Below are 14,130 nucleotides of genomic sequence, written 5' to 3' on the forward strand. Positions count from 1 at the left end.
ATGGCGCGCCTCTACGTCTGCTCGCTCACCAAAGTCGTGGACACGGTGCGCTCCAGCGGCGCCCGCTCGCTCGTCACGATATTGACCGGGGGCGCCTCGCTCGTGCGCCCGTGCGAGATCGCGCCGGAGCGCCATCTGCGCCTGTCCGTCTCGGACATCGACGTGCGCCAGGAAGGACATGTTCTGGCATGCTGCGAGCACATCGAGACACTGCTCGCCTTTGCGCAGGACTGGGATCGTCGTGATCCCCTGGTCATTCACTGCTACGCGGGCGTCAGCCGCTCGCCGGCCGCCGCCTTCATTCTCGCCTGCGCCCTTTCGCCACAGAAGAGCGAAACGGAACTCGCCTCGGATCTGCGACGCGCATCGCCGACGGCGACGCCCAACCGTCGCCTCGTCGCGCTCGCCGACAGGATACTGCGGCGCGACGGCCGTATGTGCGCGGCGATCGAAGGCATCGGCCGCGGCGCCGATTGCTTCGAGGGAGCGCCTTTCGCGCTCGAGCTCGCGTGACGCTTCGACGCGGCGCGAATGTCGATCGGGGGAGCGCTGCGCCGGGCCCGTTGCCCGTGGAGATCGGCCTCACCGCGGCGATCGTCGCCGTGCAGGGCGATGCGCCGCTGATCCTCACCGTGCGCGGAGGCGACGCCGCCGCGCGCGCCTCGCTCCCGTCCGGACCTTTCGATCCGGTCGCGCACAGAACCTTCGAGATCGGCCTACGGTCCTGGGTCGCCGAGCAGACCGGCGCGACGCTCGGCTATGTCGAGCAGCTCTACACCTTCGGCGACCGCGGCCGCCATGCGCGCGCCGGCGACCGCGATCCGCATGTCGTCTCCGTCGGCTATCTGGCGTTGACCCGGATCGCCGATGGCCAGACGGGCGAAATCGCCGGCTTTCGAAGCTGGTATGATTTTTTCCCCTGGGAGGACTGGCGCGAGGACCGGCCGGAGCTTCTCGAATCCACGATCCTGCCCGGCCTCGCCGAATGGGTCGAGGAGGCGCCTGGCGCTCTCTCCTCCTCGGGCCTGAGGCGGCGCGACCGCGTCAATCTCCTCTTCCAGCCGGCGAGCCGCGGCTTCGACGAAGAGAACGCGCTCGAGCGCTACGAGCTGCTCTATGAGGCGGGCCTCGTGGAGGAGGCCTGGCGCGACGGGCGCGAGGCCGCGCTGAAGCGGGGACGACGTCCGCCGCCGCTCGGCGCGCCGATGCAGCACGACCACCGGCGCATATTGGCGACGGCGATGGGCCGGCTGCGCGCGAAGATGAAATATCGTCCGGTGATCTTCGAGCTGATGCCGCCCGCCTTCACGCTCACGGAGCTGCAGAGAACTGTGGAGGCGATCGCCGGACGTCATCTGCACAAGCAGAATTTCCGCCGTCTCGTCGAGACCTCCGCGGCGGTCGAGCCGACGGGCGAAGTGTCCTTGAAGACGGGCGGCCGTCCGGCCGCGCTCTTTCATTTTCGCCGCAATGTCCTGCAAGAACGATCCGCGCCGGGGCTGCGGGTCGGCGTGAGAGGATGATCGCTCTTTAAGAGGTTCTTCACCATGACATGGTGAATTTTCCTCGAGCGTATCCTCGTCGAGCGTAGGGGTGTTGCTTGGGTTATCTGTCGCCGCCGCCCGCTCCGGCGCCGGTCATCGTCTATAAGGACGTGGGCGGTCTCGTCTCGGACTATCAGGCGCAAACCGAAATCTATCGGCGCGAGGGCCGCGAGGTCCGTCTCCACGAATGCCGGTCGGCCTGCACATTGGCGCTGAGCCTGCCCAATGTCTGCGTCTATCCGGATTCGCTGGTGAAGTTTCATCTGGCCTATAACGCCGTCGACCGTCAGACCGACGCAGGCGTCTCGGAAGAGCTGTTCCGCTCCTATCCGTCCGCTGTGCAGCAGCGGCTCGGCGGGCTCACGCGCCAGTACAGGGTATTGACAGGAAACGAGCTGATCTCGCTCGGCGTGCGGAACTGCAACGGCGACCGCACGATGATCGCCTCCGCGCGCCGGGCGCCGAGCGCTCCGGCGCCGGAGAGCCCGATCGGCGATCTCGCCGAGACCGTCCGCGGCGCGGTGGCCGAGGCCTTCGGTCCTTCGGCGCCGGCCCCGCAAGGCCCGATCCGCATCGCCGTGGCGCGGCGCGGCGTCGACGCGACCCCCACCGCCTCGATCGGCGCCCGTGTCGCCGATGCGCCGGAGCCCCCCCGTCGACCGCTCATGCTCGCCGAGGCCGAACGTCCGGCGCCCATGCTCATTCCGGGAGGCCAGCCGATTCTCGCGAGCGGCGTCTTCGTGCCGCCCCTGCCGGCGCGACTCGCACAACGATGAGTGCGCAAAGCGTGAGCGCGGCATTGTGTCCGAATTGCGCCTCGGCTATTTTTCGCCACGATGTTGCACTACGGACACAGTCGGCGGGCAAATCGTGGCGTGCTTGCGCAGATTCCGCGTCACGGCGAAGCGCCGGTCGTGCGCTTCGCCGACTTGTGACTCTTCCCTTCGAACTCCCGCGCCGCTGCGCGCGACTATGAGCCAACTCGTCGGGCGCCCGCGCCCGTCGCCAGCGGAAAGACGAGATAATTTGCTGGATCGCTGGAGACTGACGTCTTTCGTCGGATCATGGATGATCGCCCGCGCCGCCGGCGCTCTTTCGATCCTCGTGACGGCTCTCGCGCCCTCTTTCACCGAGGACGCGGCCGCCAATGGCGAGACGCGCACGCTCTATCTCTACCATGCCCATACGCATGAGCAGATCGCCGCGACCTATCTGGTGAACGGCCGCTACGACGAGTCGGCGCTGGAGCAGCTCAACTGGTTTCTGCGGGACTGGCGGCGCGACGAGCCGACCAAAATGGACCCGCGCCTCTTCGACGTCGTCTGGCAGGCCTATCGCGAGGCCGGGGCGACCGAGCCGGTGCATGTCGTCTCCGCCTATCGCTCGCCGGAGACCAACGCCATGCTGCGCGCCCGCTCGCGGGCAGTCGCCCGCTATTCGCAGCACATGCTGGGCAAGGCGATGGACACCACCATGCCGGGCATGTCCATGTCGCAGATCCGCGAGATCGGCATGCGCATGCAGCGCGGCGGCGTCGGCTATTATCCCCGCGCCGGCACGCCCTTCGTCCACCTCGACGTCGGCAGCGTGCGCTCCTGGCCGCGCATGACCTATGACCAGCTCGTGCGGCTGTTCCCGGACGGCAAGACCGTGCATCTGCCGACCAACAACCAGCCGCTCGCCCGCTATGAGGAGGCCAAGGCCGAGATCGAGGCGCGCGGCGGCTCCTATGCGCCGGTCGAGCGCAAGAGCAAGAGCTTCTTCGCTTTGCTGTTCGGCGGCGGAGACGACGACGAAGACGCCGCGGCCGCCGCGCCGGAACCGGCGCCGCGCAAGCAATGGGCGTCGCTCGCTCCGCGCCGAACCGCCCGCTCGGCCGAGTCGGAGGAGGAGGGCGCGGTCGAGGCGGCGCCGCCGTCCGAGAAGCCGGCGCGGCGCGGCAGGGTGGAGAAGTTGCTCGTGGCCGCCGAGCGCAATCTGCCGCGCGGCGAGACGGAGCTGCGGCAAGGTCCCGCGGAGCCGTTGTCGCCCGAGCGGGCGAAGTCCCCTCCGATCGCCGTCGCCGCGCTTGAGCCTGTCGCCGTCGCCGAGGCGGAGCCGGCGCTCGTTCCGCTGCCGCCGCGGCGCCCATCTGGACTAGCGCTTCTCGGCGCGCCTCTGCCGCCGGCGCGGCCCTACGGGCTCGTCGCGCTCTCCGACGGCCTCGCCTCTGTTCCGTTGCGGTCTGGGGCGGGCGTCGCCATCGCCAATCTCATCGACGCTCCTGCTTCCACGCCGTCTGCGCCGCTGGAGCCACGCCCGGCCAAGCCCGAGCCTCTGCTCGCCTATGCGCCGACCTTTCCGCCCGCCGCCGCGGATGCGCCACTCGCCTCATCCGTTGCTCCGCAGCGCGAAGCGGCGGCCGAACCGACGACAGGTTTGCGCCTTTCCTCCGCCATCGCCAAGGCGCCCGCGGCGGCGGCGCCGCCCGCCGTTGCGAAAATCGCGCTGGTTCCGGCCCGGCTGGACCGTTCGAATTTTCGGGCGCTGACTTCGAGTCGCTCGGCGCGGCTGCTCGCTTCGGGCTCGGCGCTCGGTTCGATGATCGGCGCGCCGCGCTCGGCGGCCCGCGCCGAGTCGAGCCTGTTCGCCGCGACAGCGACAGCTGGTCAGGCCGGCGTTTTCGCCGCCCAGCCGAACGTTCTGCCGGCCGACCATTTCGCGCGGCCCTGACAAGTCGCTGAGCGAGCGATCCGTCGATCCGCTCTCGAATTTGCGGGCCGACGCGGCCGGCGCACGGGCCTCTCGAGCTCACCCTCGTGCTCGAGTTCGCCGGCCGCCCTGTTCTCAGGCCGCCGGCGCCGCCGCCGCCTCGGGGCTCGCCAACATCCGCCGCAGCTCCGCCGCCGGCGCCGGCCGGCTGAACAGGAACCCTTGCATCTGCGTGCAGCCTTCCTCGCGCAGCCGCGCCAATTGGTCGAGCGTCTCGACGCCTTCCGCGACCGTCGCGACGCCGAGGCATTGGCCGAGGCCGGCGACCGCGCGCACGATCGCCCCGCATTCGTGATTTGCGGGCAGCTCGCGCACGAAGGACCGGTCGATCTTGATCTTGTCGAAGGGGAAGGAGCGCAGATAGCTGAGGCTCGAATAGCCGGTGCCGAAATCGTCGAGCGAGATGCGGACGCCGAGCGCGCGCAGCCGATGCAGCACGGAGAGATTGGCGTGATTCTCGGCGAGCAGAACGGTCTCGGTGATCTCGAGCTCGAGCCGGTGAGGGGCGAGGCCGCTCGCGGCGAGCGCCGACATCACCGCCTGCGCCAGCGCCCGCGAGCGGAACTGCGCGGGCGAGAGATTGATGCTCACGCCGATCGGCTCCGGCCAGTTCGCCGCCTCGCGGCAGGCCTCGCGCAGCACCCATTCGCCGATCGGCACGATGAGGCCCGTATCCTCGGCGATGGGGATGAACTCGCTCGGCGGCACGGAGCCCCGCGTCGGATGAAACCAGCGCAGCAGCGCCTCCGAGGCGACGATCTCATTGGTTTCGATGTCGATGACCGGCTGATAATAGATCTGGAACTCGCCCGCGCGCAGCGCTTGCCGCAGGTCGGCTTCCAGCGTGCGCCGCTGGTGAATGGTCGCGGCCATCTGCGGCTCGAAGAAGCGATAGACGCCGCGCCCGTCGGCCTTGGCGCGATAGAGCGCGATATCGGCGTTCTTCAGCAGTGTGTCGGCGTCTCGGCTGTCCGCGGGCGCGACGGAGACGCCGACGCTCGCGCCGATATTCACCTGATGGCCGTCGATGTCATAGGCGCGGCCCAGCGCTTCCACGATGACGCCGGCGAGGCGTCCGGCCTCCGCGTGTCCCGCGTCGAATTGCACGATGGCGAATTCATCGCCGCCGACGCGCGCGACGAGATCGGCGTGCGGCAATATGCGCAGCAGACGTTCTGCGACCGCGACGAGCAGCCTGTCGCCGACCGGATGGCCGAAGGCGTCGTTCACATCCTTGAAGCCGTCGAGATCGAGATAGAGCACCCCCAGCCCCGCCGAGCCGTTCGAGTCGAGGCGCTCCAGCCCCTCGGAGAGACGCATGCGGAACAGCGTCCGATTGGCGAGGCCGGTGAGGGGATCGTGGTGGGCGAGATGGGCGATGCGCGCGGCCGCCTCTCGCTGCTCGGTGACGTCGACGACGGCGAGCAGCACGGCCGGGCGATTCTCGAAGACGAGCTCGCGCGCATAATTGAGAACTTTGATGATGCGTCCGCCGGCGGCGCGATTCGACCAGACGCGGTCGGACGGGAACCGCCGTGTCGGAAAATCGCGGCTCATCGCCAGCGCCGCCCATTCCTCCTCGGCGTAGAGGTCGAACAGGCCGGAGGCGAGAAATCGCTCCCGCGGGAGTCCATAATGAGCCACGGCCGCGTCGTTGACGGCGAGGACGCGCAGGCTCTGCGGGTCGTGGACCCACATGGGCATGGGATTGTTCTCGAACAGGAGGCGGAACGAGGCCTCCCGCTCCTTCAGCTCGGTCACATCGGTCAGCGTGAGGCCGATGAGGTCGCCCATCGGTGAGGCGGCGACGCGCAAATGCGTGGTCTTGCCGCCGGCGCGGCGCTCGACGTCGAATTCGTCGTGCCGCATCGCCTCGAAGATCGCGCCGAGGCGCTCGAATGTCCCATTGGTCATCCATTCCGGCGCGATCTCGCGCAGCCGTCGCCATTGCAGATCGCCCTCGGCGCCGCCCAGAATGCGCGAGGCGCTGTCGTTGAGGCTGACGATCTGCAGATCGACGATGCGCCGCCCGGCCCCATGGACGGCGGCGAGGGTGACGAGGCCATCGCGCGTCGCGCGATAGATGGCGTCGATCAGATTATGCGTCGAGGCGCGCTCGCGGGCGAAGATCAGGAACAACGCGCCGCCCCAGCGGCAGGAGAGGGGAAAGGCGACGATCTCGCAGGTCCGCACCCGCCCGTCGCGGATCGAGCGGGCCAGGGTCGCGGCGGGGGTCGCGCGAAGATGCGCCTGCGCCAGCGCGCCATGCAGCGCGTCGGCGTGATTGCGGGGAAGCGAGTCGATCGAAAGCCGCCGCGGCGCGACGCCGAGCCAGGCGGCGAAGCCGTCGCCGCCATAAAGAAGTTTATAGCAGCCGTTCCGCTCGCGCGTCACGAGCGCCAGATCGTCGGCGAGCCGCCCGAGGCTGCCGAGCCCGATCGCTTCATAAGGCGGCAATCGGTCCGGCGTCGCCTCGACCTGCCAATTCAGGCAGAGTTCCTCGATATCGTCGAACTCGGTGGCGACGCCATATTGCGGTGCGATTCTTTTCATGGGGAGGGATGGAGGCTGGACGCGGCCGGGACGGCCCCGGATGGCGCCAAGCTGAACCATCGCTTTGAAAAAAAAGTAAATGTTTCAACGTCTTGCATGAAATCTTCGTCATATTGTCTTCACAATACGCTCCAGGCTATTGAACAAAAATCGAAAAATGATCGATCGACGGGCCGCGAGCCGTGCGCGTCTTTCGTGGAGCAGGCCGGCGAACATCGGTATATTGACCGGATCAGCAGCCAGCGGACCGCAGCAGAAAAGACGAATGGCCACAAATCGCAAGCCCGCCACGCCGAGGGAGGCTCCGCAGGAGCCGTTCAAGCGCGCCGTCGCCGGCGCCATGCGCGCCATGGCGAGGACGCCGGAGCTCGAGGTGGCCTTCGCGCCCGAGCGCGCGGCGTTGTTCGGCTCGGACGGCAAGGCCAAGGCGCGCCTGCCCGAACCGCCGCGCAAGCTCACGGCGCATGACGCGGCGGTGCTGCGCGGCCACGCAGATTCGATCGCCCTGCGCCTCGCCTGCCATGACGAGGCGATCCATCGCCGCGTGCAGCCCGCCGATCTCGAAGCGCGCGCGGCCTTCGACGCGCTGGAGCAGGCGCGCGTCGAATCGATCGGCGCGCGGCGGATGACTGGGGTCGCCGCCAATATCGGCGCCATGCTCGACGACCGCTATCAGCGCGCCAAACTCGGCGACATGGCGAGTCGAGACGACGCGCCGCTCGAGGACGCGCTCGCCTTGATCGTGAGGGAGCGGCTCACAGGCTTCGCGCCGCCGCCCCATGCGCAGAAGCTCGTCGATCTCTGGCGTCCCTTCGTCGAGGAGCGCGCCGGAGACGAGCTCGACAAGCTGTCGGCGTCGATCGAGAATCAGCGCGGCTTCGCGCAAGCGGCGCACCGGCTGCTCACCGCGCTCGAACTGTCGGGAGAAAGTGCGGGCGGCGAGGAGCAATCCGAGGATTCTGAGCAGGACGAGCCGAAAAACCCCGACGAGTCGGAAGGGGACGAGAACGAGGAGGAGACGCCTTCCGGCTCCTCCGAAATGGAGACCGCCATGGCCTCCGAGGAGTCGCTGAAGGAGGGCGAGAGCGAGCCGGCCGAATCGCCGGACGCCGACAAGATGGAGGAGGTCGAGTCCGGCGATCTCGACGAGGCGATGGAGGCGCGTCGCGGCCAGGCGCCGCCGCCCGACCGAACCGGCGGCGACTATAACGTCTACACGACGCGCTTCGACGAGATCGTGAAGGCGGAAGAGCTGTGCGACGCCGAGGAGCTCGACCGGCTGCGCGCCTATCTCGACAAGCAGCTGCTGCATCTCTCCTCGGTGGTCGGGCGCCTCGCCAACCGGTTGCAGCGGCGGCTGATGGCGCAGCAGAATCGTTCCTGGGAGTTCGACCTCGAGGAGGGCATGCTCGATCCGGCGCGCCTGCCGCGCGTCGTCATCGATCCACAGCAACCGCTCTCCTTCAAGCGCGAGAAGGACACGGATTTCCGCGATACGGTGGTGACGTTGCTGCTCGACAATTCCGGTTCTATGCGCGGCCGCCCGATCACTGTCGCGGCGACCTGCGCAGACATTCTGGCGCGCACCTTGGAGCGCTGCGGCGTGAAGGTCGAGATTTTAGGCTTCACCACCAAGGCGTGGAAGGGCGGACAGTCGCGCGAAGCCTGGATCGCCGACGGCAAGCGGCCCAATCCGGGCCGGTTGAACGATATCCGCCATATCATCTACAAGGCCGCCGACGCGCCCTGGCGGCGCGCCCGCCGCAATCTCGGGTTGATGATGCGCGAAGGCCTGTTGAAGGAGAACATAGACGGCGAGGCGCTCGACTGGGCGCATCGCCGCCTGCTCGCGCGCTCCGAGCAGCGTCGCATTCTGATGATGATCTCCGACGGCGCGCCGGTCGACGATTCGACGCTCTCGGTCAATCCGGGCAATTTTCTCGAGCGCCATTTGCGGCACGTGATCCACGAGATCGAGACGAAATCGCCCGTGGAGCTGATCGCCATCGGCATCGGCCATGACGTGACGCGCTATTATCGCCGCGCCGTCACCATCGTCGACGCCGAGGAGCTCGGCGGCGCGATGACCGAGAAGCTCGCGGAACTGTTCAGCGAGAATGCGCAGACGCCCGCGGCGGCGGGCGGCTTCGGCGCCGCGCGCCGTGTCGCGCGGCGCTGAGTGATTTCCCGCATAGGCGGTTCGTTTCGATCCGGTTAATTTCGTATCCAGCGCTCAACCGCGCCGAAACCACGGGTCGGCGGCGGGAACTCGAGGGCGGCAATTGCGTTTACGTTTCGGCGCGATGGTCGTGTTCGCGTGGAGTGACGATCATCCGCGCGCCTTCGTGCGACGGATGAAAGTGACGAGGGGTTGCGTAATGATTACCTTTGGCAAAGTTCGAAATGCGGGATTGCCCGCGGCGTCCTACGAGCCGCTCGACGTCCAGAGGGTTCTGTGCGTCGCCGCGATCTTCTCGCTGGCTTCCCTTCCCCTGCTGCTTTGTGTCGCGTTATCGATCTGGGGCTGACACGCCGCCCGGAGCGATTGCGGTCGACCTCGATGGGGCGCGGCGGCAAGGGCGGCCAGTGAAAACAGGAGACCCCGCGTTGCCGACGCGGGGTCTTTACGTTTTCGAGACTCTGAAATGGCTCAGGCGCTCGGCGCGGCCAGCTTCTTCGCGATCTCGCGCTTCAGAGCGCGCGCGCCGTCCGACAGCTCCGTCTCACGCGCCTTCAGCAGGAAGGCGTCGAGCCCCCCGCGATGCTCGACCGAGCGCAGGGCCGCGGCCGAGACGCGTAGCCGCACGGAGCGCGCCAGCGCGTCGGAGGCCAGAGTCACATTGACCAGATTGGGCAGAAAGCGCGTGCGCGTCTTGCGGTTGGAGTGGCTGACGAGATTGCCCGTCTGCACGCCTTTGCCGGTCAGTTCGCAACGGCGGGACATGGTCTTCTTCCTTTCGATCGGCCGAATGCGCGCAGTTCCGCGCTTCGAAATCGTCGCATGACGAGAAATTCGCAAAAGGCTCTCGCGCCCCGGGCGAGCCCTTGGTTGCGCGCCTTATAGCGGCAGGCTGGGCGAGAGGTCAACAGAGGATCGCATTCGACCGATGTTTCGGTCTCGCGCTCATTGCCGCGGCGGGACTTTCAGCGCTGCTTCGATCGCGATCAGGGTGGGCACGATCGCTGATTTTTCGCGTTCGAATTCGTCGACGACGATCACGCCGCCGGCTTTCTCCAGGGCCTGAATGACTTCGAGACGGCGCTCTAGCGCCTCGAAGAGATTTGCAGCGACAGCACGCTCCAGCTCGATCCTGATCATCGTCGTTTCCGCGGCGGAAGGAGAGACCGGGAAGAGTATTACCGACAGCCGCGGCCGATGGGAACGGCAGAAAAGCGGCTCGGCGCGCCCCGGGGGCGTCGCCCCCGCCGGAGCGTCACCAGCTGAAGCGGACTCCGGCCTTGCCGCCGCCGCCGATGAGGCCCGAGCCGCCGCGGACTTCGCCTTGCACGAAGGACGCAATTCCCTCGCCATGGTCGAAATTCAACGCGACGATCCCGCGGCCACGCGGCTTGCCCTCATTGGATTGCGCGAGGAAATTGCCGCCGTTGAAGGCCAGCACGCTGACGAAGCCCCCAGCGACGAGCACGTCGTCATAGGCGAGGCCGGTGACGGTGAGAGTGGTCGGAGTGGCGGCGAAGAGGAAGTTCGTGCCGACGCGCGCGCCGCCCTGCACCCGCACCTGCTCGCCGTCGGCGAGGCCGAGAGCTTTCGCGGAACGGTCGTAGAGAGTGGCCGTATATTGGGCGCCGACGGTCGGCTCAAGCCACAGATTCGTCGTGAGCGGCAGGCGATAGTTCAAATTGCCGGCGAGGCTGACATTCTTGACGTTGGTGGATTGTGCGGCGGAATAGGGAACGATTCGCGCCGCCACGCCATAGTAGATATTGCCTTCGCCGTCGATGTAATTGGGCGCGAAGGCGATATTGTCGGTGAAGCTGGCGTTCAGATTGAATATGTCCGCCTTGGCGAGGAAATCCGCCGAGAAGGGGCCGTCGAAATAGGTCGCATAGACGCCCGCCGAGCCGCCGTTGAAGCGCGCCTGGAGCCGGCTCGAGCCATTGTCGACCAATGCGAGGTTCGAGGAGATCGCCGCTGTCGTCAGCGTGAGGTCGGAATGGGCGGCTCCGAGCAGCACGCCCGCGATGAGGCCGTCGTCCGGCTTGAAGACGCCTCGCGACGTGAGGTCGAAGCCCATCTGGAAGCCGTAGCTCGTCGTCTCGCTCTTGGCGCTCACCCGGATCGGGATGGTCGACATGCCGAGATTGACGCCCGGCAGGACATAGGCGTCGCCGCCGCCGGTGCGCCGCTCGAAATCGCCATAGCCTTCGATCCAGGAGCCGAAGCGGGCGTCGGGCGAGATCGGGATCGGCGTTCCGAACAGCATCCAGCGCGCTCCGCCCGCGCTTTCCGCGCCGATCGGCTCGATCTCCCCGGAAACGGCCGGCGCCGACGCATATCTGCGCTTGCCTCCGGCGCCGGCGGGACGGCTCGACGCGGGCGATCCGACGCGGCCCTTCTCCTCGGCGACGGCGACGCGCTTGCCCTTTTCGGCGCGCGCGGTTTTCGCCTGCGGGGTCTTGGCCTGTGCGGTCTTGGCCTGCGCGGTTTTCTCGCGAGTCGTCTTGGCGCGCTCGGCCGGCCGCTGCTGGGCTTCCCGCCGCTGCTGCTCGTTCGGCCGGCACTCGCCGCCGACGCGGGAGAAGCCCGCCGCGCAGGACGCCGCCTCCTGCTCGCGCCGCTCCCTGAGCTTGCCGAGCGCGCTGTTGTTGCTGCCCTGCGTCGTGGATTGAGAGAGCGAGCTCAGCGCCTGGCTGGCGAGGGCGGCGCCCGAAAAACCGGACGCGTCGTAACATTGGCCGTTGATGAGCGGGGCGGTGCTCGGACACAGCACGTTGCGGGTGCGCTCGGCGAAGGCTTCGAGCTCGGGATTGTCGCCTCCGCCGACGGCTCCCGCTGAGCCGTTGCCGGCGCCGCCTCCGATTTCCTGCCCCCGCGCCGCTCCAGCCCCGAGAAAGCTCGCGAGAGTGGCGGACGCCACGAGAATGAGAATCAGTGTCGCCCGTTCCGTCATCGCATCGTTACCCTTGACAAGTTGTTGACGCGTATAACAATTCTACTGCTCGCAAAACTCTGGCCCCGATCAGATTACCTTATTCGCGGCCGCTGCGTAGGATTCCTTAAGGCGGAAATGGTAAAGATGTTACGAATGTTGCAAATCTGCCACAGGCTCCTCCTCGCGCTGGCGCTCCCATTCGCGCTCGCCACGGCGGCGTTCGCGGACGACCTCGACCTCTGCATCGATTCCGCCGCGAACCCGGACGCTTCGATACCCGCCTGCACGCGGCTCATCGAGCGGGGCAAATTGACGGAGGAGCAGGCGGCGGAGGCCTATAGTCAGCGGGGCGAGGCGAAGGTCGGCAAGGGCGACCTGGACGGGGCGTTGAGGGATTTCACCGCGGCGCTCGATCGGAACCCCAAGCTGACGGTCGCCCTCGAGCGTCGCGGCCTCGTCCACAAGCGGCTCGGCGAGCCCGAGCTCGCCATCGCGGATTTCAGCCGCGCGTTGCGCGACGATGCGTTGCGCGACGAGCAGCATCGGCCGCTGGCGGCCGATCTCTACAACTTCAGGGGCGCGACGCTCCTCGACAAGGACGAATACGACGCCGCCATAGCCGATTTCAACCGGGCGATCTCGCTCGAGCGAAAACATGTGAACGCCTACATCAATCGAGGCCAGGCTCATTACTTCAAGCGCGACTTCGACAAAGCGATCGCCGACTTCGATCAGACGGTGCGGCTGAAGCCCGACGAGCCTTTCGGCTATTCCAACCGCGCCATGGCGCGAATGGAAAAGGCGGATTTCAAAGGCGCGGTCGCCGATTACGACCGCGCCATCCGGCTCGAACCCAAAAATCCGACCTGGCATACCCGCCGCGGCGAAGCCTGGCGGCTGCAGGGCGACCTCGAACGCTCGCTCGCCGACCACGATCACGCGCTCTCGCTGAAGCCGAGCGAAGAAGTCTACAATAATCGCGCCCTGACGCTGAAGGACATGGGCCGGCTCGCCGAGGCCCAGAGCGACTGCAGCGAGGCCATACTGATCAATCCGAGCTTCGATCTCGCTTATACGAACCGCGGGCTCGTCCGCCGGCTCTCCGGCGATCTGCGCGGCTCCTTGCGCGATCTCGACAAGGCGGTCGGCCTCGCGCAGCGGTCGCCGATCGCGCTGACCTTCCGCGGCGACGCCTATCGCGAGATCGGGGACCTCGAGCGCGCTCTCCAGGACTATGACGAGGCGATCCGCATCCTTCCCGACTTCATCGCCGCGCATACCGGCCGAGGTCTCGCCCTGGAGAAGAAGAAAGACCGCGAGGGGGCCAAGGCCGCTTATCGAAAGGCGGCAAGTTTCTCCTCGGACGCCGGCGCGGGGGTCGCCAAGCCGGCCCAGAAGCTCGCGAACGAGCGGCTCGCGGCGATCAAGGCCGAGGATATCGCCGAGGGCCTGGATTTCGACCCCGGCGTCCGCGTGGCGCTCGTCGTCGGCAATTCGGCCTATCGCGCCGTCCCCGTTCTGCCCAATCCCGAACGGGACGCCGACGCCGTGGCCAAGGCGCTCGAAGGTCTCGGCTTCAAGACCGTGATCAAGGTCTACAATGCGAGCAACGCCTCCTTCCTCGCCGCTCTGAAGATGTTCGAGGAGAAGGCGGCGAAGGCGGACTGGGGCGTGATCTTCTACGCGGGCCACGGCTTCCAGATCGCCGGCGGCAATTATCTCATTCCGGTCGACGCGCAATTGCGCACCGACCAGGACGTTCAGAAGGAGGCCGTCCCGCTGGAGCGCGTGCTTCAGGCGGCCAACAAGGCGAAGAAGCTGCGTCTCGTTCTTCTCGACGCCTGCCGCGACAATCCCTTCGAGCCGAAGATGAAGCGCGTGATCACGACGCATGTGGTGACGCGCGGCCTGTCCAGCATCGAGCCGCGCGGCGGAACGCTCGTCGCCTATGCGACGCGCGACGGCAATACGGCCGAGGACGGCGACGGCGACCACAGCCCCTTCACCCAGGCGCTGCTCGACAACATCACCAAGAGCGGGCTCGAGATCAACATGCTGTTCCGCCAGGTGCGCGATCAGGTGCTGAAGCTGACCCAGGGCCGCCAGGACCCGTTCACCTACGGCTCGCTGTCGAGCGAGCGGTTCTATTTCGTCGGCAAATGACCCGT

At 67.4% G+C, this 14,130-nt stretch carries 11 protein-coding genes; 7 read left to right on the forward strand and 4 right to left on the reverse strand.

Going from position 1 to position 14,130, the window contains the following annotated elements; genetic code table 11:
• The 4 genes from AC6IW9_RS06520 (at position 1) to AC6IW9_RS06535 (ending at position 4,256) form a co-directional block, all read left to right on the forward strand.
• Complete coding sequence (locus tag AC6IW9_RS06520) at positions 1 to 513, forward strand: tyrosine phosphatase family protein (protein WP_497770456.1); 513 nt, start codon at positions 1 to 3, stop codon at positions 511 to 513.
• Positions 510 to 1,523: an NUDIX hydrolase gene (locus AC6IW9_RS06525; protein WP_497770459.1), complete on the forward strand. Its 1,014-nt coding sequence runs from the start codon at positions 510 to 512 to the stop codon at positions 1,521 to 1,523. The genes AC6IW9_RS06520 and AC6IW9_RS06525 overlap by 4 nt, the downstream gene beginning before the upstream one ends.
• A 77-nt stretch (positions 1,524 to 1,600) precedes the next feature.
• Positions 1,601 to 2,320, forward strand: coding sequence for a hypothetical protein (locus tag AC6IW9_RS06530; protein WP_497770462.1), 720 nt, complete (start codon positions 1,601 to 1,603; stop codon positions 2,318 to 2,320).
• A 250-nt stretch (positions 2,321 to 2,570) separates the two neighbouring features.
• Positions 2,571 to 4,256 carry a peptidoglycan L,D-endopeptidase MepK gene (locus AC6IW9_RS06535; RefSeq protein ID WP_497770465.1) on the forward strand — a complete coding sequence of 562 codons (1,686 nt, stop codon included), beginning with the start codon at positions 2,571 to 2,573 and terminating at the stop codon, positions 4,254 to 4,256.
• A gap of 114 nt (positions 4,257 to 4,370) precedes the next feature.
• Here the strand turns inward: AC6IW9_RS06535 and AC6IW9_RS06540 are convergent, their stop codons facing one another.
• Positions 4,371 to 6,848, reverse strand: a complete 2,478-nt coding sequence (locus AC6IW9_RS06540; protein WP_497770468.1) for a putative bifunctional diguanylate cyclase/phosphodiesterase — start codon at positions 6,846 to 6,848, stop codon at positions 4,371 to 4,373.
• Between the two features lie 265 nt (positions 6,849 to 7,113).
• On the opposite strand from AC6IW9_RS06540, the gene cobT reads away from it, so the two are divergent.
• Positions 7,114 to 9,027, forward strand: a complete 1,914-nt coding sequence (cobT, locus tag AC6IW9_RS06545; protein WP_497770471.1) for a cobaltochelatase subunit CobT — start codon at positions 7,114 to 7,116, stop codon at positions 9,025 to 9,027.
• A gap of 103 nt (positions 9,028 to 9,130) precedes the next feature.
• Positions 9,131 to 9,376: a hypothetical protein gene (locus AC6IW9_RS06550; RefSeq protein ID WP_497770474.1), complete on the forward strand. Its 246-nt coding sequence runs from the start codon at positions 9,131 to 9,133 to the stop codon at positions 9,374 to 9,376.
• Between the two features lie 122 nt (positions 9,377 to 9,498).
• Here the strand turns inward: AC6IW9_RS06550 and rpmB are convergent, their stop codons facing one another.
• From rpmB to AC6IW9_RS06565, 3 genes are all read right to left on the reverse strand, one after another.
• Complete coding sequence (gene rpmB, locus AC6IW9_RS06555) at positions 9,499 to 9,792, reverse strand: 50S ribosomal protein L28 (RefSeq protein WP_497770477.1); 294 nt, start codon at positions 9,790 to 9,792, stop codon at positions 9,499 to 9,501.
• 180 nt (positions 9,793 to 9,972) lie between these two features.
• Positions 9,973 to 10,167 carry a hypothetical protein gene (locus AC6IW9_RS06560; RefSeq protein WP_497770479.1) on the reverse strand — a complete coding sequence of 65 codons (195 nt, stop codon included), beginning with the start codon at positions 10,165 to 10,167 and terminating at the stop codon, positions 9,973 to 9,975.
• Between the two features lie 115 nt (positions 10,168 to 10,282).
• Entirely contained in the window at positions 10,283 to 11,980 is a 1,698-nt protein-coding gene (locus AC6IW9_RS06565) for an autotransporter outer membrane beta-barrel domain-containing protein (protein ID WP_497770482.1), read from the reverse strand.
• A 135-nt stretch (positions 11,981 to 12,115) separates the two neighbouring features.
• Here AC6IW9_RS06565 and AC6IW9_RS06570 point away from each other — a divergent pair, with 135 nt between their 5' ends.
• The gene (locus tag AC6IW9_RS06570; RefSeq protein WP_497770485.1) at positions 12,116 to 14,125 is read left to right on the forward strand and encodes a tetratricopeptide repeat protein; all 2,010 of its coding nucleotides are present in this window, start codon (positions 12,116 to 12,118) and stop codon (positions 14,123 to 14,125) included.
• Positions 14,126 to 14,130 lie beyond the last annotated feature (5 nt).

The organism is Methylosinus sp. shoA, from assembly GCF_059718125.1.